The 17,402-nt window shown below is 69.8% G+C and carries 17 protein-coding genes and 1 pseudogene; 5 read left to right on the top strand and 13 right to left on the bottom strand.

Annotated features, from left to right (window positions below; all coding sequences use genetic code 11):
* Nucleotides 1–73: 73 nt before the first annotated feature.
* The gene (gene wrbA, locus ACG83_RS23825) at nucleotides 74–712 is read right to left on the bottom strand and encodes an NAD(P)H:quinone oxidoreductase (RefSeq protein ID WP_054568411.1); all 639 of its coding nucleotides are present in this window, start codon (nucleotides 710–712) and stop codon (nucleotides 74–76) included.
* Between the two features lie 179 nt (nucleotides 713–891).
* Here wrbA and ACG83_RS23820 point away from each other — a divergent pair, with 179 nt between their 5' ends.
* The 3 genes from ACG83_RS23820 (at nucleotide 892) to ACG83_RS23810 (ending at nucleotide 4,031) form a co-directional block, all read left to right on the top strand.
* Nucleotides 892–1,374, top strand: coding sequence for a MarR family winged helix-turn-helix transcriptional regulator (locus ACG83_RS23820; RefSeq protein ID WP_054568410.1), 483 nt, complete (start codon nucleotides 892–894; stop codon nucleotides 1,372–1,374).
* Entirely contained in the window at nucleotides 1,371–1,745 is a 375-nt protein-coding gene (locus ACG83_RS23815; RefSeq protein ID WP_235498124.1) for a ribbon-helix-helix protein, CopG family, read from the top strand. Before ACG83_RS23820 ends, ACG83_RS23815 begins: the two co-directional genes overlap by 4 nt.
* A 315-nt stretch (nucleotides 1,746–2,060) precedes the next feature.
* Entirely contained in the window at nucleotides 2,061–4,031 is a 1,971-nt protein-coding gene (locus ACG83_RS23810) for a hypothetical protein (RefSeq protein WP_152991497.1), read from the top strand.
* Between the two features lie 84 nt (nucleotides 4,032–4,115).
* Here the strand turns inward: ACG83_RS23810 and ACG83_RS23805 are convergent, their stop codons facing one another.
* The 3 genes from ACG83_RS23805 to ACG83_RS23795 form a co-directional block, all read right to left on the bottom strand.
* A complete protein-coding gene (locus tag ACG83_RS23805; RefSeq protein ID WP_054568617.1) occupies nucleotides 4,116–5,456 on the bottom strand; it encodes an acyltransferase in 1,341 nt (446 codons plus the stop codon).
* A 166-nt stretch (nucleotides 5,457–5,622) separates the two neighbouring features.
* Nucleotides 5,623–6,147: a cupredoxin family copper-binding protein gene (locus tag ACG83_RS23800; protein ID WP_054568407.1), complete on the bottom strand. Its 525-nt coding sequence runs from the start codon at nucleotides 6,145–6,147 to the stop codon at nucleotides 5,623–5,625.
* 279 nt (nucleotides 6,148–6,426) lie between these two features.
* Nucleotides 6,427–7,377, bottom strand: coding sequence for a DUF4232 domain-containing protein (locus tag ACG83_RS23795; RefSeq protein WP_161934790.1), 951 nt, complete (start codon nucleotides 7,375–7,377; stop codon nucleotides 6,427–6,429).
* Between the two features lie 347 nt (nucleotides 7,378–7,724).
* Between ACG83_RS23795 and ACG83_RS46890 the strand changes: the two are divergent.
* A pseudogene (locus ACG83_RS46890) lies at nucleotides 7,725–8,192 on the top strand (SDR family oxidoreductase); the annotation flags it as partial.
* Nucleotides 8,193–8,536: 344 nt separating this feature from the next.
* Here the strand turns inward: ACG83_RS46890 and ACG83_RS23780 are convergent.
* Entirely contained in the window at nucleotides 8,537–9,118 is a 582-nt protein-coding gene (locus ACG83_RS23780) for a dihydrofolate reductase family protein (RefSeq protein ID WP_054568403.1), read from the bottom strand.
* A 74-nt stretch (nucleotides 9,119–9,192) separates the two neighbouring features.
* Here ACG83_RS23780 and ACG83_RS23775 point away from each other — a divergent pair, with 74 nt between their 5' ends.
* Nucleotides 9,193–9,777 (top strand): TetR/AcrR family transcriptional regulator, encoded by a 585-nt coding sequence (locus ACG83_RS23775; protein ID WP_054568402.1) that lies wholly within the window; start codon nucleotides 9,193–9,195, stop codon nucleotides 9,775–9,777.
* A 69-nt stretch (nucleotides 9,778–9,846) separates the two neighbouring features.
* Here the strand turns inward: ACG83_RS23775 and ACG83_RS23770 are convergent, their stop codons facing one another.
* From ACG83_RS23770 to ACG83_RS23735, 8 genes are all read right to left on the bottom strand, one after another.
* Complete coding sequence (locus ACG83_RS23770) at nucleotides 9,847–10,644, bottom strand: class I SAM-dependent methyltransferase (RefSeq protein ID WP_054568616.1); 798 nt, start codon at nucleotides 10,642–10,644, stop codon at nucleotides 9,847–9,849.
* Nucleotides 10,645–10,739: 95 nt separating this feature from the next.
* The gene (locus tag ACG83_RS23765; RefSeq protein WP_054568401.1) at nucleotides 10,740–11,108 is read right to left on the bottom strand and encodes a glyoxalase/bleomycin resistance/extradiol dioxygenase family protein; all 369 of its coding nucleotides are present in this window, start codon (nucleotides 11,106–11,108) and stop codon (nucleotides 10,740–10,742) included.
* Nucleotide 11,109: 1 nt separating this feature from the next.
* The gene (locus ACG83_RS23760) at nucleotides 11,110–11,289 is read right to left on the bottom strand and encodes a CopG family transcriptional regulator (protein ID WP_054568400.1); all 180 of its coding nucleotides are present in this window, start codon (nucleotides 11,287–11,289) and stop codon (nucleotides 11,110–11,112) included.
* Nucleotides 11,290–11,733: 444 nt separating this feature from the next.
* Entirely contained in the window at nucleotides 11,734–12,525 is a 792-nt protein-coding gene (locus ACG83_RS23755; RefSeq protein WP_054568399.1) for an exodeoxyribonuclease III, read from the bottom strand.
* A 53-nt stretch (nucleotides 12,526–12,578) separates the two neighbouring features.
* Entirely contained in the window at nucleotides 12,579–13,310 is a 732-nt protein-coding gene (locus ACG83_RS23750; protein WP_076834114.1) for a response regulator transcription factor, read from the bottom strand.
* Entirely contained in the window at nucleotides 13,307–14,851 is a 1,545-nt protein-coding gene (locus ACG83_RS23745) for a sensor histidine kinase (protein WP_054568398.1), read from the bottom strand. The genes ACG83_RS23750 and ACG83_RS23745 overlap by 4 nt, the downstream gene beginning before the upstream one ends.
* A 125-nt stretch (nucleotides 14,852–14,976) precedes the next feature.
* Nucleotides 14,977–15,954, bottom strand: coding sequence for an ABC transporter permease subunit (locus ACG83_RS23740; RefSeq protein ID WP_054568397.1), 978 nt, complete (start codon nucleotides 15,952–15,954; stop codon nucleotides 14,977–14,979).
* Nucleotides 15,951–16,991 (bottom strand): ABC transporter ATP-binding protein, encoded by a 1,041-nt coding sequence (locus ACG83_RS23735; protein WP_054568396.1) that lies wholly within the window; start codon nucleotides 16,989–16,991, stop codon nucleotides 15,951–15,953. Before ACG83_RS23735 ends, ACG83_RS23740 begins: the two co-directional genes overlap by 4 nt.
* Nucleotides 16,992–17,402 lie beyond the last annotated feature (411 nt).

Below are 17,402 nucleotides of genomic sequence, written 5' to 3'. Positions count from 1 at the left end.
TGTCGGCCCGTTCTCGGCTCGCGTCGACATCGGGAGTCGGGCCTGGGGTGGTTGGCGCCAGCGGGGGTGAGGGTCACGCCGCGGCGCGTGCGGCTCCGATCGAGCGGGCGACCCCTACCACCCGCTCGGCCTGGATCCGGGCCGCGGCGCGGGTGACGTCGTCGACCGGTTGGGCACCGCCGGCGTCGTGGTGGGAGGTTCCGTAGGGGTTGCCGTCGGTGAACTTGGCGGGATGGGTGTAGCCGGGGGCCACGACGATGCCGCCGAAGTGATGGAAGGTGGTGGCCAGTGCCAACAACGTCGACTCGTGGCCGCCGTGCAGGGTGCCGGTGGATGTGAAACCGCTGTAGACCTTGTCGGCCAGCAGGCCCCGCTGCCACGCGCCACCCAGGGTGTCGAGGAAATGCTTGAGCTGTGCGGAGACGTTGCCGAATCGGGTCGGCGAGCCCATGAGTACCGCGTCCGCCCAGATCAGGTCGTCGGCCGTGGCGACGTCGTCGGCTTTGGCGACCCGGACGTCGGCGGTCATCTCGGCGTCGAAAGCCCGTTCGGGTCTGGTCTCGACGGCCGCCTGCGGCGCGAGCTCGCCGACCCGGCGCAGGCGAACGTCCGCTCCGGCCTTCGTGGCGCTCTCGGCCATCTCGCGGGCGATCTCCGCGACGTGGCCGGTGGCCGAGTAGTAGATGATCGATACCTTGACGAGGGCACCCATCGGACGGGCTCCTGACAGTGGACGGGCAGGACAGAAGGGAAGCCGCGCTGGGGTCGGGCGTGCTTGACGGCCGCCGACCTCGCTCGTTGCGGCGTGGGCTGGTAACGACGGTATGGCGAGAACTCGCGATAGTCAATATCGGTGACTATCAACTTAGGTGACTAGTTGGGGGGAGGGCGATGCGTCGGAGTGAACGCAAGCAGGTTGATCCCGATCTTGGGATTCTCGCCAGTCGGCTCCTGTTTGCCGTGCAGGAGGAGCTGTTCCGCACCCTGGCCCAGCAGGGGCACCCACACCTGCGGCCCCAGCATGGAGCGGTGCTGGCCTACCTGGACGTCGACGGCAGTCGCGCCACCGACCTGGCCCGCCACTCCGGCCAGCACAAACAGGTCATAGGCAAGCTCGTCGACGAGTTGGAGGCGCTCGGCTACGTCGAACGCCGCCCCGATCCCGCGGACCGCCGAGCCAAGCTCGTCGTCCCGACGGAACTGGGGCTCGACGAGATGAGCCGTTCCGATTCGATCGTGGCAGCCATCGAGGACCGCCACAGCGAGGTCCTCGGCGCCGACGCCTACGCCGAGTTCAAGCGCGCATTCGCGCAGATCACCCGGCAACAACGGGCCGAAGGTAACGACGGCGACTCCGTGGGTGCAGGTTTGTGAGCGATACGAGGCTGGGATCACCGCGTGGAAGACCCGCGGAAGCGATCTTCGGGACTATCTGGAGGGGGAGAGCGGCGGTGACTGATGCGTCCAGGCGTGGCCGGCGTGACGCGATTCGAGCCGAGTACGCGGCCGAGGAGGCCGAAGCCGCTGAGGCTGAGGCTGTCGAAGCGGAGCAGGCTGTCGTGTCTGTGAGAGTGCCCGCCTCGTTGGCCGAGGCCCTCAAGGCCCGCGCGGCGGCCGAGCACCTGCCGACCTCGGTGTTGGTCCGGCGCATCCTCGCTCGGGCGGTCCAGAGCCCTGATGCTCCTGTCGTCAGCGTGGAGCAGGTCGAAGAGATTGTGCGCAGGGTCCTTCGCGAATCAGCTTGATTCGCGGTCCGCAAACGGATACACAGGCCGCTGACCGTGTCCGCTTGCCCGCTGGGGTCGGTGTGCCGGCTCCTTGGCGGCGGCGCTGACGGTTCGCGCCGACTCCATCCTTCCGATGATCGGTGGGGACTAGCAGATCCCCTTGAGGCGAGCGTTCACGGCGCTGCTGGCGGCTTCCGCTCCGTCGCGGGCATCGCGGGCATCGCGGATATCGTGGACGTGAAGGGTGCCCGAAGGTATGCCCTTCGGCGACTACCGGCTTTCGCGGGGCGGTCCTAAAATATGGGCCGGACACGCGACGGCCTGGGGGAACCTGTGGGTGAAGCGCGGGAGATTCGGGCCGTCCCGACGGCACCGGCCGGCGTGCGTCCTGCGTCCGGGGGCGTGCGTCGAGCGGCCGGTCAGGGTTCGGCTGGCCAGGATGACGCCGTCCTGTGGCGTCTTCAAGGCTCGGCCGGAAACCGGGCGGTCGGCCGCCTGCTCGCGTCGCCCAACGGCACATCGAACCGGCGGGCGGTGGCGGCGTCGGCCACCTTGGGCAGTCTTCGACCGCTGCACCGGGCGGTGACCGTGCAACGGTCGTGGATCGGGGATCGTGTCGCCTGGGTACGAAACGCGATTCGGGCCGGGAACTGGGAGACCGCCGATCCCCCGGGGGCCTATTACGTTCTCAATGGGCTGTCGCTGGACGATATGGTGCGCCTGCTGCGCGGGCTGACATCGTCGGAACGCGAGCAGCTGGCCAACAACCTCGAAGAACATGGCGGCGGCTCGGACCGGCCACGTATACATCTCGCCCTGGTCAACGCATCGGCGCCAGCGGCGAGCTCGGCGTTCCGCGAGCTCAGCGAGAGGCTCCTTTGGGCTATCCGCAGCGAGAACTTCACGACCCCGCCGGACGGAGCATTCCACATCCTCGGTGAAGCGACGTCCGGACAGCTCGCGGGCCTGGTCGCCGCCTTGAACCGGGACGCAATGGACGCCCTCATTGATCGGCGTGACCAGGCGCGCAATATCCGCGGCGCCAGCGAAGCGATGGCGGCGATCGAGCGTAGGCGGGGCCGGGGCGGTCCGACGCGCAGCGAGCAGCACCTGATCGACCTCGTCGAGGGCGGTGCGTGGGTGCGGTTCTTCACGGAGTTCAACGGCATGCAGGAGTTCGACCAGCTGCGGTTCCTGCGCGGTTCGCAGGGCGTCGTCCCCAGCATCCGCGACAACCTGCAGGCGGCCAATGGCATCGCCGATCCGGTCCGCGTGCGCTACCTGCTGGAACGGGCTACGACCTCGTCGGCGGCGAGCCTCTACGTGGACGCAGTGGTTCAGAGCTACTCCTGGCAGCCCAAGTACCGAGTCGAGCACCCTCAGGACCTGTCGCGAATCATACGTTTCGGGAACATGTTCGAGGTCGAGATCGACATCAACAAGATTTCGGACGAGCAGATGAGTGAGGAGGCGGCGGACAAGCAGTTCCACGAGGCGACGCCAGGTCCGGGCGGCTTCCTGTGGCCCGCCGTCCTCAACCGCAGCACCCTTCCCGTCCTGTGGCAGGCGAAGCAGCGCGTCCGGGAGCAGCAGGAGCGGATTCTCTTCGATGACGTGCTGCGCGACGGTATTCTCGTCGTCCAGTACTTCCTCGATGTTGTCTCGCCGGTCGCGCATGGCTTCGCCATCCGTTCGCTGGCGGCATTGCGAGGGGCGTCACTCAGCGAACGCTGGATGAAGGGTGCGCAGGTTGTCCGGGGCAGGATGCCCCATCAACCCGGGTCCGGCTACGCCACCAGCCTCGGGGAGCTCGCGGAGGGGCCCATCCTGCGACGGTACTACCCCAATGCCAGGAGCGCGCCGCCCAAGTTCCGGGCCTACGACGGTGTGGAGGGCGGCGTCGCAACCGAGACGCTGACGACGGAGGGGCCCAAGGCCAAGCGCATCACAGTGGTCAACCAGAAGATCAAGGGCGGACGGTGGATCAGCATCAAGTCGATCCTGTCACCCAATGACGCCAACCCCGAGAACGTCCGGAAAACGGTTAACGCCGCCTTGAACGACATGTACAACGAAGCCCACAACCCGTCGTTGAGAAAGCCCTCCCTCGATCCCGACCCCGTACACCCTGACACGTTCTACCGGATGTACAAAGAGACTCCCGACCGCGTCACCCTGCATATCGAGCTTCCCGTCGAGCGAACTCCCGAGCTGGAATCCGCTGCCCGGGCCGCCGCCAAGCAGTCCACTGTGCCAGCTGAGCTGCCGGACTTCGACCTTGTGATCAAGGGGACCTCCGACTGACGACCTGCTGGCCTGCACGAGCGCAGGCCGCCAGTGCTCGCTGGGACAACACGCGTGAGGCGCCTCCGGGACGTCCAGCGCCGCCTATCGCGCCAGCCAGAGCAGGGCTGCCCCGGCAAGGTAGGCGAGCAGGCCGCCCAGCGGCATGCCGACGAGGTAGTGGGCTCTGGAAGGAGCCACGTTGTTGCTGATCAGCCCGGCGAGGGCCCCGGCGTAGGCGGCCACGGTGAGCACGAGGCAGCGGACCGGGCTCGTGGGCCGGCGTGCCGGCCACCGCGGAAGCCGGCCGGGCGCCGCCAGCCGGCCGGGCGCCGGACGCCGGGCGCGAATCTCGATGCGGCCGAACACCGCCACCAACCCGGTCATCATCACCGTGAGCATGAGGAACCAGGGAAGCCGCCAGAGCCACCAGGAGAAGGTGCCCGCCGTCGGCGTCGGCAGCGCGTCCAGGGCGTCGAGCAGGCCGACGAGTAGCAGCACGGCGCACATGTGCCACAGGTAGAGGGTGAAAACGACCATGTTCACCCCGATCACGGCCTGCCAGGGTCGTCGGCGGCGCAGCCAGCGCTCGGCGGGGCCGCGCAGCATCATCACCAGGCCCAGCTGGAACGCGGTGGCGGCGATCAGGGCCAGGGTCGGCGGTGAGGCGTTGTGCGGCTCCTGCCCGGAGACGTCCACCATGCTGACGGGATAGGGCCCGGCCAGCGTCAGCGCCATCACCGTGGCCAGGCCACCGAACAACAGCGGTGCCCACACCCGCGGCCGGAAGGGCAGCCGGCCGTCCCACCAGAAGAATCCGATCTGGTGCATCACCAGCCAGCCGTAGACGTAGCCACCGTCCGCCAGCGCGGGATGGCCGTTGATCCGGGCGAGGTCTCCGAGGGCGACGAGGACGACCAGCACCACCACCACGGCCCAGCCGAACCGCTGGTGCAGCCGGTACATCGCCGGGGTCAGCAGCACCACGACGAGGTACGCGGACAGGAACCACAGCTGGATCGTGGCGAACCAGATGGCCAGCCGGGTGAGACTGCTGTCGGCGCCCAACGGCTGGGCGAACAGTGCGAGGACGGCGAGCACCACCAGGAAGGCGGTGGTGGGCCGCAGGAGGCGGCTTCCGCGGTCGCGCAGCCAGGTGGCCGTGCCGCCGCCGCGGCCGCGGTGCGCGGCCAGCGACGCGGCGTTGGCGTACCCGCCGGCGATGAAGAAGAGCGGCATCACCTGGACCAGCCAGGTGAACGGGTACATCCACGTCATCGACTCGAGCGCCGAGTGCCCGGTCAGCTGCCCGTTCCTGTCGTGGGTGATCACGCTGACCAGCCAGTGGCCGAGGACGACCAGCAGGATCGAGATGGCGCGCAGCAGATCGACGTACCGCTCCCGGGATGGCGGCGTCTGCTCGGCCAGTTCGCGCAGAGCCGGCACAGAGGCAGCCTTCCACGGGATGGTCCGCAGGCGCCCGTGTCCCGCCTTCACCACCGCCACGCCCTGATGACATCGGACCTACGACAGGACCTCGACCCGAAGGATCGCACCAGCAGGGCCGGGTAACCTTCGCCGCTCCGCCATCGCGCTGTGGTCGGCTTCCTGGTCAGGCTGTGACTGTCACCGTTCCGGTCATCGACGGGTGGATCCTGCAGATCACCGTGAAGGTTCCCGCCTTGCTCAGGGTGACCGTGGCGCGCTGGCCCTTCTCGAGCTCGCCGGTGTCGAAGCCACCGGCTTCGGATGTCCATGTGTGTGGCGCGTCGTCGTTGTTGACGACGGTTATCGTCTGCCCCACTTTGAACGTCGGGGTCTTCGGGCTGAACGCGAAGTTCTCGATGGTCACGGTCGTGGCGTTCGGCGCGCCGCCCGCCGTCGCGCTCCCCGAATCCGCGGCCGGGGCCGTCGTGGTCGACGGGTGCGATCCGTAGGACGACGAGTGGTCCGCGCCGGCCGCCGTCGCGGTCACCGAAGCTGACGGACTGGGCGTGACGGCGACATCCGTGCCCGTGTCGTCGGACCCCCCGCAGGCGCCCAGCAGGAAGGCCAGTGCGGAGCCGGCGACGGCGACCCGGCAGGACGCGCCCACCATTCCCGCTCGGCGTCCTCCAGTCACGCGTACCAGGTTCACGGCAGCTCCTCGCAGGTCGTGACCCACCTTTTTCGGTGTCATGGCCCGACACCGCCGGCGGATCGGCCGGGGACCATGCTGCTGCCCGGCGCACCACTCGGGTGCGCTCTGTCATTCTCGCGACCGTCACTGATGTGGTGTCGGGGAGCGCGCAGTCATGAAGGGGGTGGGTCCGAGGCGGCCGGTGCGGGAGACGGCTGACCGCCGTTCGAGTGCGCCGAGGTGGGCGAGTCGGTTGGCGCGGGCCTCGGGCCTCGGGCGTCCTCGTGAGGTGGGCGTTCACCGGGCGGTGACGGTGAAGGACACGTATGTTCCGGCGGGCTCCACCTCGGGACCGCCCGGCCGCCAGGAGACGCTGAGTTCGCGGCCCTGGGTGATGGCCGCGGGCAGGGTGACCTGGAAACGGAAGTCCTGGCTGGATTTCGCTGCCAGGACGGGCACGGGCCGAGTGTTGAGGCGGTAGGTGGACCTGGTGTTCACCGCGTCCCGGGTGGCGTCGCCCAGGGAGAAGAGTTCCTGGCCGTAGACGACGCCGTGGAGGTCCATCGGCGCGTCGGCCGGGTTCGTCAGCCTGATCACGTAGTCGATCGTCGCGCCGGCCGGAGCCGTCATCGCCGCGGGGCTCACCAGGGTCGCGGTTAGCCCGGTGAGCGCGTAGTGGGGAACGGTGGCTGGATGGAGCTCGTCCCATGCCCCGACCGACAGGAACGTGCGCAGTTCGGGGTGGATCTCGTTGGAGGAACACGGCGGTGTGGAGGCCGCTGTGACGGATGCCGTCAGCGTTCCGCCGCCGTGCGGCAGGGTGAGCCGTAGGGCCTGCCGGCCGTGGGAGCCGCAGTAGGGGGCCGACCAGTCGAGGCGCAGCCCGGCACGCTCGCCCGGGTTGACCTGGGTGATCCGCAGTTCACCCTGCTCGTCGATGGCGTTGCTCACCTCGACTCGGGCCGGCTGGTCGTCGACCAGCAGTTGGGCGTCGCTGCGCCCGGACAGCGTGCAGGGCTGCGTCGAGATGTTCGTGGCCTCAACCGTGCCCATCAGGCCGTACGGACCGGCCCGTCGGATGGCGCGTGACTCCTGGTCGTCGGCGCTCGGGTCGACGTGTGGGGTCAGGTCCTGCCAGGCGGGGAGGACGGCGGCAAGGTCGGAGGCCTGGCAGTGACGGTCCGTCGTGATGGTCCAGCGCAGGCGTGCCGGCCGGGTGAACTCGGAGTCGGCCGCCGGCTCGTCCACCCACGGAACCGTGCCGTCGGCCGCGAGGGTGGCCGGTGCGGACACCCTCGGCGGCAGCGGAGCGGCCCTCGTGTCCGGGGCGCGGTCACATCCGGCGACCAGACCGCACGCCGTTATAGCCGCCGCCATGGTGACCGGTGCGGTATGTGCCCTGATATGCCTCATACGGTCGAGTGCATCCGCCACCTCGACATCGGTCATGAGTACACGTACTCATAAGCGCGGCGTAACGGCTCCCCGCGCTGCTCGAAGCGCCGCCAAGGGACCTGTCGTCCATCCCGAGCCGGGCGCCCGGCTCGCCCCACAGTTCGCTCAGTGGGACAGCACGGTCGCGAAGGCCAGCCACGGTGATATCGACGCGTTCGGGAGTGGAGGTCGTCCGGGCGGATTTCGACGAACCCGCGTCGCTGCGCCAGGCGGTGGCCACGGTCCGGACGATGTTCCTGCTCACCGCACCGGCCTCACCAACCACGCGCCACGACCTGGCCCTGATCGACGCGGCACGATCGGCGGGAGTGCGCAAGGTGGTGAAACTGTCCGCGATCGGCACAGGTGAAAAGATCGGCGCCGATGTGGTCGGGGCATCGCACCTGGCGGCCGAGCGAGCGGTGCGCGACAGCGGGATGAGCTGGACGATTCTGCGCCCGTCCAGCTTCGCTTCGAATGCCCTGCGCTGGGTCGAGGCAGCCGACCAGGGGCAGCCCGTGCTCGATCTCACCGGACCGGGCCGGCAGGGAGTCGTCGATCCCCATGATGTCGCCGCCGTCGCGGTCGAGGCACTCCTGTCGTCGACGTACATCGGTAGGATCTACACACTGACGGGACCGGAGCTGCTGACCATGACCGAACAGGTGGCCTGCCTGTCGCAGGCGGTGGTACGCCGGATCGACACCGTCGCAGTGAGTCTTGAGCAGGCAGCCGACGAGATGCTCGCAGCCGGGATGGACAGATCCGCCGTCGACATGATCATTATCGGCGCCGCCTGGGTCCGCGCCGGCCACAACGCCATCCTGACCGGCGATGTGGCCGCTGTCCTGGGCCGTCCTCCCGCCAGTTTTCAGTCCTGGGTCCTGAGGTGCCGGCAGGCCCTCGGCGCCTCACGACCGACGCCGCTTGGCCGCCGTCGGACACCGCCCGGGTGTCGTCGTCGCCGGTTCGTCTACGCCGAATGGCGCAGGTCGTACTCGTTGGCGACGACCCCGGAGCCGAAGGTGGTGGATGCGACCAGCCGCGCCGGACGCGGCCGGCAGTCGCCCTCGAACAGCGAGATTCCCGCGCCGAGAACGACCGGGTTCACCTTCAGCACCAGCCGGTCGATCTGCTCGGCCAGTGCGCTCGCGAGCGTGCCACCCCCGCAGAGCCAGATGCTCTCCCCATCTCGCCTGCGTAGCCGTTCCACCTCTGCTACCGGGTCGGACGAGACCAGGCGGACGTTCGCCGGAATCCGCTCGTTCGCGTGGCGACGGGTGAAGACGACCTGCTCCAGGTGTGGGTAGGGGTCGATCAGGCCGACCCGGCGGCCTACGTCGTAGGTCTCCCAGCCCATCAGCACGGTCGTGAAGCGGGAGTTGTCGGCTGTCAGTCCGAGAGCTGTCAGCGCGGGCGCCGGCAGTGTGTCCGCATACTCCCGGAAGATCCAGTCCATGTGGTCGCCGGAGGTCGGGAACGCCGAGAAGTCGCCGTCTGGCGCCGCGATTCGACCGTCGAGCGAGACCGCGACGTAGTAGACGAGCTCACGCATGAAACCTCTTTCCACTGCACCTGTCGTGGTTGCAATGTACGGCAGGTGTCGTGGTTGGCGCTACCCTCCTTGTCGTGGCCCGCAACAACGAACGACGCACGGAACTTGCTGACGCCGGACTCGCCGTCCTGGCACGGGAAGGCGCCAGAGGTCTCACCCATCGAGCGGTTGACCGGGAGGCCGGCGTCCCGATCGGCACCTCGTCCAACTACTTCCGCTCGCGCGCCGACCTGTTCGACGGGATCGTCCGCCGGATCGGTGAACGGCTGGCGCCGGAGCCGGCGGTCCTGGAACGCCTGGGCAGGCGCGAGCCCTCGCGAGAGCTGTTCGCCGACTACATCAGCGACATCGTTCGACGGATGACCACCCACCGCGACCTGACCATCGCCCTGTTCGAGCTGCGCTTGGAGGCAGCCCGCCGCCCCGAGGTCGCGCAGCGCCTCACCCCCTGGTTCCGGGACGCCTTCGCCGCGGACGTCGCCTTCAACACCGCGGCCGGACTGCCCGGCGACGCCGCTGACATCGCGCTGTTCCACTACGCGATCGACGGCCTGATGCTCGACCGCCTCACCGTCTCGATCGACCCCGGTTCCGCCGCGGACGCTGTCGCGCGGGATCTCGTCGACCGCCTGCTCCCCGAGGCGGACTGCGCTTCGTAGAGCGTGAGCAGGGGCGGAGGCAGACGAAGCCGCTGCCAAGGGCGCGCGAGGCCTGAGGTGAAGGCGGGTTCAGGTAGTGGCTACCAGGACGTCCTCGCCGCTTGACGGGCGCAGGCCGTCGGGCCGGCCGGTGAAGTAGCGTTCCGCGAGCGCCGTTCCAGGTATGTGGCGGACATCCTTGAAACCCGCCTCGCGGGCCATCGCGAGCATTTCGTCGGGTGGGTAGAAACTGATGAACGGGGTGTTCGAGGCCCGTGCGCCTCTCCTGGACACGTCGAGCCCGGCACGGTCGGCGTCGTCGGTGAGCAGCTCGGGCGGCAGCAGGAACGTCATCGCGACCGTCGAGCCGGGGGCGAGCCCGGCGATCTGGCGAAGAGTGGCGGCGGTGGCCTCCTTGGACAGATACATGGTCACGCCGGTCGAGGCGACGACAGCAGGCCGCGTGGCGTCGAAACCGGCGGCGGTCAGGTGCGCGGGCCAGCCCCCGTCCGTCTCAAGGTCGACGGGGACCATGCGCAGCCCGTCCGGGATGCCATAGCCCAGGTCGATCAGGCGCTGGCGCTTCCACGCCTGGGGGCCGGGCTGGTCGACCTCGAACACGGTCAGGCGGGCGGCGATCTCCGGCTCGCGCTGGACGAACGTGTCGAGACCGGCGCCCAGGATGACGTACTGGTCGACGCCCTGGGCTGCCTTCTCGGTGACGAGGTCCTGGATGAGACGCGCGCGGGCCACGATCGACGCGCGGAAGCCGCTGGTGGCCTGCGGGTCCATGTCCGGCCGGGCGCGCCAGTCGCCGTCGGGGGCGGCCAGATGCAGGCCGATCTCATCGGTGAGGACGTGCGGTGGCGAGTCGACCTGGACGTGCATCGCCCGCCAGAGGGCGACGCGAACGGCGGTGCTGTCCGGCGTGGTGCTGTCCGGTGCAGTGTTCTCCGGCGCGGTGCTGCGCGGGCCGGTGCCGGTCACGCCTTCACGTCTCCCAGGTCAGCTCCGCCGGGGGCCTGAAGACTCCAGAGCCGCCCGTCGGGATCACGAACGGTCATCTCCCTGGTGCCCCAGTGGGTGTCCTCGAACGGGGTGACGACCTCGACGGCGGGGTCGGGCTGGAATGCGTCCGCGTCAGGCACCTTCAGCACGATGCGCGGCGCCTGGAGTTCCCGGGACTCGGGAATCTCCGCGATGAAGACGTAGGGACCGTCGCCGTTGCGAAGCTGGCCGGAGTTGTGGCCGGTGTCGAACTCCAGCCTGAAACCCAGCGCCTGGAAGAATCCTGCCGCCCTGCCCCAGTTGTGGGTCTCCAGGAAGACGGCTTCGATTCCTTCGGTCGTCATGTCAGGTCTCCGATCCTGATGAATGCGATCGTTGCCCGTGGGCGTTGTCGAGGTAGGCGCGCAGTGCCTCGGCGACGAGCGCCGAGAGGGACAGCCCCGACTCGATGGCATGGTGTTTGACCTGCTTGATCAGCCCGATCGGCAGGTACACGTTGAACTGCTTGACGTCCTCGTCGCCCACAGTCAGGACGCTAGCATGCTAGCAATCTAGATGCGAGTCCGATGGTCCCCGGTCGACGACTCGGTGCCGCCGAGTCGTCGGTGTCGTGGCGGGGCGCCGGCTGATCCGAGCTGCGGTCGCGCTCCGCCATCCCGTGCCGGCGGAGCGCGGGCCCGCCAGCCGGCCTGTGGAGCGCAGCCAATCCGCAGGTGGGTAGAAGGTGGCGGCGCGCCGCATCGACAATTCACCGCACAGAAGATAAAAGGGGCGCAGAGTCGTTTGGTAATTCGCAAGAGCTGAGGATTTTGGCTGTCGGAACGACCAAAATCCTCAGCTCTTGCTCGGCAGCAGCCAAAAATTCGAAGCTCGGGATTTTGCCGCATGCTCTGGGACGACAAAAATCCTGGACTCTTCGAGTCGTGGCACCGTGCCGAAGCACGGCCACACTCCTACACGTCGAAACTCCTACACGTCGAAGTCGGTGTATACCGGTGCGTGGTCGCTCCAGCGCTGAGCGTATGTCGGTGCCCGGTCGACGGCGGCGGCCAGGACCCGCTCGGCGAGTTGGCCGGTTGAGATCAGGTAGTCGATGCGCCAGCCGGCGTCGGTGTCGTAGGCGCGGCCTCGCCACGACCACCACGTGTATGGGCCCGGCCGCTCTCCCGCGAAATTCCGCACGACGTCCACGAAGCCGTCCTCGGTGAACAACTGGTCGAGCCAGGCTCGTTCCTGGGGCAGGAATCCGGCCTTCTTGAGATTGCCCTTCCAGTTCTTCAGGTCGATCTCGCGGTGGCATATGTTGAGGTCACCGCAGACCAGCACGTGCCGACCGTCCGCGGCCAGCTTCGCCATGCGTTCCCGGATCGCGGCGAGGAAACGGTACTTCTCCTCCTGCAGGGGTGTGTCCGCCTCGCCGGTGTGTGCGTAGACGGACACCACCGTCAGCAACCCGGGATCGCCGTCGAGCGAGAAATCCGCCTCCACCCATCGACCCGTACCGGTGAAGTCACCGAGCCCCAGACGGACGTCCACCGGCGCCATCCGGGCGAGGATCGCGACCCCGGCCCGGCCCTTCGCCGCCGACGCCTCATGGACGATGTGCCAGCCCGGCCCGACCGCGTCCGCCAGGATCGCGTCGTCGGCGCGCACCTCCTGCACGCACAGGATGTCCGGGCGCCGGTCCTCCAGCCACGTGCCCATTCCCCGCCGCCTGGCCGCGCGAATGCCGTTCACATTGACCGTCGCCACTCTGAGCACCGCGCCCCGGCCTCCTCATCAGCACCTTTCCACCATGGAAGCAGGGCGGGCGGTCAGTCCGGGTGGCGGGGTGGGTTGGCCGACGGCCGGACGAGGCCGATCTCGTAGGCGAAGACGACGGCCTGTACCCGGTCGCGAAGCTCGAGTTTGCCGAGGATGCGGCCGACGTGGGTTTTCACGGTGCCTTCGGCGAGGACGAGCCGGGTGGCGATCTCCGCGTTCGACAGGCCGGCCGCGACCTCACCGAGGACGTCGCGCTCGCGGTCGGTGAGCCGGGCGAGCCTGTCCGCTCCGTCCCGGCCGGGTCCTGCCCCGAACGGGCGGTGACCGGGACCCGACCCGGTGTCGTCCAGGTCGGGCAGGCGGTGCGCGAAACCGTCGAGCAGCCGCCGGGTGGTGCTCGGCGCGACGACGGCGTCCCCGGCGGCGACCGTGCGGATGCCGGCGAGCAGGTCGTCCGGCGGGACGTCCTTGAGCAGGAATCCGCTGGCGCCGGCCCGCAACCCGGCGAAGGCGTATCGGTCGAGGTCGAACGTGGTCAGGATGAGCACCTTCGAGGCGCCGCCGGAGGCGACGATCTGCCGGGTTGCCTCGATGCCGTCGACACCCGGCATCCGCACGTCCATCAGGACGACGTCCGGGGCCAGCTCGGCGGTGAGCCGAACGGCGGTGGCACCGTCCCCGGCTTCGCCGACCACCCTGAGGTCCGGCTGCGAGTCCAGCACCATGCGGAAGCCCATCCGCAGCAGTGGCTGGTCGTCGACCAGGAGCACGGTCGTCGTCACGATTTCCCCGCCTCCAGCGTTTCCTGCGCCGTGTCCGGATGGTGCGGGCTGGTCGGGCTGGTCGGGCTGGAACTGTCCGCGGCTCTGATCCGAGCGGTGACCCGCCATCCGTCGTGCCGGCCGGTGACCGGCCCCGCGGTCAGTGTCCCGCCATGCAGAGCGGCGCGTTCCCGCATGCCCTGAACTCCGCGTCCGCCGGTCGGCGCCGGACCGGTGGCGGGCACGCCGCGGCCGTCGTCCACGATTTCGATCTCCACACCGACGGCGTCGTACCGCAGCAGAATCCGTGCCCGCGTGCCTGGCCCGCTGTGCTTGAGAACATTGGTGAGCGACTCCTGGACTATGCGGAACACGGTGAGCTCCGCGTCGGCGGTGAGCGTTCGGCGCCTTCCCGCACTGGTGAGTCGCACGGCCAGTCCAGCCTGCCGGATCTGGTCGATCAGGTCGTCGAGGTCGCCGATTCCCGGTTGTGGTGCGGTCTCGGCGAGGCCGGTCGGATCGGTGATGGCGGTCCCGGTCCCGGTCCCGATCGCGGCCGCGGTCAGTTCTGCGATGCCAGCGGTGTGCCCAGCTCCCGCTCGTACCCCGGCTCCTGCTCTCACCCCGGCCGCGGACGCCGCGGAGGGCGGCGGTTCGATCTCGGTCCGCTCGTCGCGCAGGACGCCGAGCAGCCCGCGCATCTGCGCGAGCGCCTCACGGCCGGTGGCCGAGACCTGCTCGACCGCCCGCGTCGCCCGCGCCAGCCCCTCGTCCACGTTCGTGGCTGGGCCTGCGGCTGTGGCCGGGCTGGCCGCCGGGCTGGACGCACGGGACGGATCGGAGAGCGCGGCAGGGGGAGGCGCTGCCGGGCCGCGCAGGGCGAAGGTGGCCCCGTCCGCCAGCGCGATCATGACAGAGAGGTTGTGCGCCACGATGTCGTGCATCTCGCGGGCGATCCTGGCCCGTTCCCGGGCCGCGGCGAGTCTGGCCTGCTGGTCCCGCTCCCGTTCGAGCCTGGCCGCGCGGTCGGCCAGGGCGGTGAGGTAGGCCCGCCGGGTGTTCATGTTGACGCCGAGCACACCGGCGGTGATCCCGAGCGCGCCGAGGAAGACCGCGACAGCGATCCGGTCGTAGAAGCGGGCGTCGGGCAGGCCGACGCAGAACCATGCGACCAGCGCGGTGAGGGCCACGGCCGCGGCTGCCGCCATCCGCCGCGGCCGCCGCGCGGCGACCGTGTAGAACGCGATCAGCAGCGACATGGTGCCGAAGTTCTGAACCCACAGAAGAAGCTGGAGGACCGCGGCTGCCGAACAGGCCGCGAAGACCGCGATCGGATGGCGCCGCCGGAGGCACAGCGGCGCGACCGATGCGACGATGAGCAGCAGCGCCACGACAGACGGACCCGCCAGATCGACAGTGGGCGGCAGTGCGACGAGACCCAGCATCGAGGCCAGGGCGGAGTCGACGAAGACCGGATGGGCCCGCAGGGCGCGGCCTACCCGCCCGTGCCGCATCCGTCCGAAGACCACACCGGGGACATCCGGCGGCTCCGCCGTGCTCATGCCGCTCATCCTCCTCTCGCCCACACCCTCGCCGCCCACCGCTCGCTTTCCGCTTTCCGATTGCCGCTTGCCGACCGCCGACCGCCGACCGCTGGCCCCGCGGGTGTGCTCGGAGGCGGCCGTGCTCAGACGTCCCGGCGGCCCAGGACGACGGCGGCGGCGACCAGCGTCACCACCAGGTAGACGGTCATCATCACCGCGGCGGTGCCGGGGGAGAACGCGTCGCCGGAGCCCTGGGTGGAGATGAGGACCTCGCCGATCGAGGCAGGCAGATACCGGTTGATCGACTGCATGCTCGCGGGCAGCAGGCCCACCACCATCGGCAGCCCGAGCAGGACGGCGAGCAGCGCCGACACGGCGCCGGCGGTGCTGCGCAGCAGCGCGCCGATGGCGAGGCCGAGCAGCCCCACCGCGGTCAGGAAGAACGCGCAGCCGACGATCGCCCGCGCCGCGCCCGGCGAGCCGATCGAGACGCTGAGATCATCGCCGGCGAGGATGGCCTGGCCGACGGTGAACGAGAGCAGACCCGTGACCAGCGTGAGGGCGAACGCGACACCGGCGAACACGACGGCCTTGGCCCAGAGCACCGGTAGCCGCCGGGGAACCAGGGTCAGCGTCGCGCGGATCATCCCGGTGGTGTACTCGCCCGTGATCATCAGCACACCGAGGACGCCGATGGTGATCTGGGCCAGCAGCGCGCCGCCGAGGCTGGGGGCGGTCGCGTCGAAGTCGGCGTTCTCCGGGTCGAGCGTGGTCCCGTCGGTGGCTATCGCGCAGAGCAGGACCGCGAGGCCGATCATCGCGACAACGGTGAGGGCCAGGGTCCACCAGGTGGACCGCAACGACCGGAACTTCGTCCACTCGGATCGGAGCAGGCCGAGAAAGACGACGTCCCCCGCCGGGCCCGCGGCGTTCGCCGCTCCGCTCGCGCCGACGGTGCCGGTCCCGTTCGTTGAACGGGTCGCCTTCGCTGAACGGGTCGCCTTCGCTGAACGGGTCGCGTTCGCTGAACGGGTCGCGTTCGCCGGGTCCGCGACGTCCCTGCCGCCGGCGGGGGCCGTGATCGTCCGACCGTCCCGGGGATCTGTGAACTGGGTGTTCATCGGTTCGCTCCGATACCGGCCGGTGCCGCGTTCGTGAACTCGACGGCGTCGCGGGTGATGTTCATGAACGCGTCCTCGAGGGAGACGAGGCGGGGGGTGAGCTCGTGCAGGGCGATCCCGCCGGCGCGGGCCAGCTCGCCGATCCGCGCGCTGGCCAGGCCCGCAACCTCGATCGTCTCGGCGGTCCCGATCGCCGTGGACACCTGATCGGGCGTCGGGCCGGGCCGGTGGCCGAGTGGGTCGGCGGGTTGGTGGCCCGGGGCACCGGCGGGCAGCAGGGACGCCGCCGGGTCGGGCGTCGCGGTGACCGTCGCGCCCTCCCGGACCAGCATTTCGGCGAGTGCCGCGGCATGTGGCGAACGGACGAACACCCGGTTCCCGGAGGCGGCGCGGACGAAGTCGGCGACCGACGTCTCCTGGATCAGCCGGCCCCGCCCGATCACGATCAGCTCGGTGGCGGTCAGCGCCATCTCGCTCATCAGATGCGACGAGACGAGCACGGCGCGACCCTGTGCGGCGAACCCGCGGAGCAGGTCGCGGATCCAGCGGATGCCCTCCGGGTCCAGCCCGTTCACCGGCTCGTCGAGGATCAGCGTCGACGGGTCGCCGAGCAGGGCGGAGGCGATGCCGAGCCGCTGGCCCATCCCGAGGGAGAAGCCGCCGGCCCGTTTGTGGGCGACGTCGCGCAGGCCCACCAGCTCGATCACCTCGTCGATCCGCCGCCGGGCGATGCCGTGCGTCTGGGCGAGCGCGAGCAGGTGGTTGGCGGCGCTGCGCCCGGTGTGGATCGCCCGCGCCTCCAGCAGGGCCCCGACGTGGCGCATCGGTGCGGCCAGCTCGCGGTAGGGCCGGCCGTCGATGAGCGCGGTGCCGCCGGTCGGCCGGTCCAGGCCCAGGATCATCCGCATGGTGGTTGACTTGCCGGCACCGTTCGGCCCGAGGAAGCCGGTGACGACCCCCGGCCTGACGGTGAAGGAGAGATCCTCGACCGCGACCTTCTCCCCGTAGCGTTTGGTGAGCCCGCGCGCCTCGATCATGTGTACCCCGCGTCCGTCGTCGACGTCCGGCCGGCTGCCGGCTGACGTCCCAGAACGCTAGGGATCTTCGGGGCCGCCGCCGACCACCGCGAGACCGATCTTCGGCGACCGCCACGTACCTCTCAGGTCACGGCTCCTACGTCCTGAGAGGTACACCCACCCGCGTGCCCACGAGCAGAGCGCGGACGTCGCAGGCCGGATAGGCCAGCGGAGGACGCCGCAGTGAGTCCGTGCGGCGACGGGGCACAGCCGCAGGGCGATCGTCGCCCGCTGGGCGCTGATCACGACGCTGCGCGAGGGCTGCGGCTGCGAGGGCGGGTCGAGCCTGTCAGGTATCGAGGCGCCGTAGGCGTCGCACCTCAGCCCGTAGCGACTCCAGCTCTGCCCGGGGGATGGTGACCAACTCGGAGG

This window comes from Frankia sp. R43, assembly GCF_001306465.1.
Lineage (GTDB): Bacteria > Actinomycetota > Actinomycetes > Frankiales > Frankiaceae > Parafrankia > Parafrankia irregularis.
This window is presented reverse-complemented; position numbering and strand designations above follow the sequence as displayed.

Coding starts and splice junctions, on each gene's coding strand:
- wrbA (WP_054568411.1), bottom strand. CDS start 712: ATGGGTGCCCTCGTCAAGGTATCGATCATCTACTACTCGGCCACCGGC.
- ACG83_RS23820 (WP_054568410.1), top strand. CDS start 892: ATGCGTCGGAGTGAACGCAAGCAGGTTGATCCCGATCTTGGGATTCTC.
- ACG83_RS23780 (WP_054568403.1), bottom strand. CDS start 9,118: ATGCGTGAGCTCGTCTACTACGTCGCGGTCTCGCTCGACGGTCGAATC.
- ACG83_RS23770 (WP_054568616.1), bottom strand. CDS start 10,644: ATGCACGTCCAGGTCGACTCGCCACCGCACGTCCTCACCGATGAGATC.
- ACG83_RS23765 (WP_054568401.1), bottom strand. CDS start 11,108: ATGACGACCGAAGGAATCGAAGCCGTCTTCCTGGAGACCCACAACTGG.
- ACG83_RS23745 (WP_054568398.1), bottom strand. CDS start 14,851: ATGAGCACGGCGGAGCCGCCGGATGTCCCCGGTGTGGTCTTCGGACGG.
- ACG83_RS23740 (WP_054568397.1), bottom strand. CDS start 15,954: ATGAACACCCAGTTCACAGATCCCCGGGACGGTCGGACGATCACGGCC.
- ACG83_RS23735 (WP_054568396.1), bottom strand. CDS start 16,991: ATGATCGAGGCGCGCGGGCTCACCAAACGCTACGGGGAGAAGGTCGCG.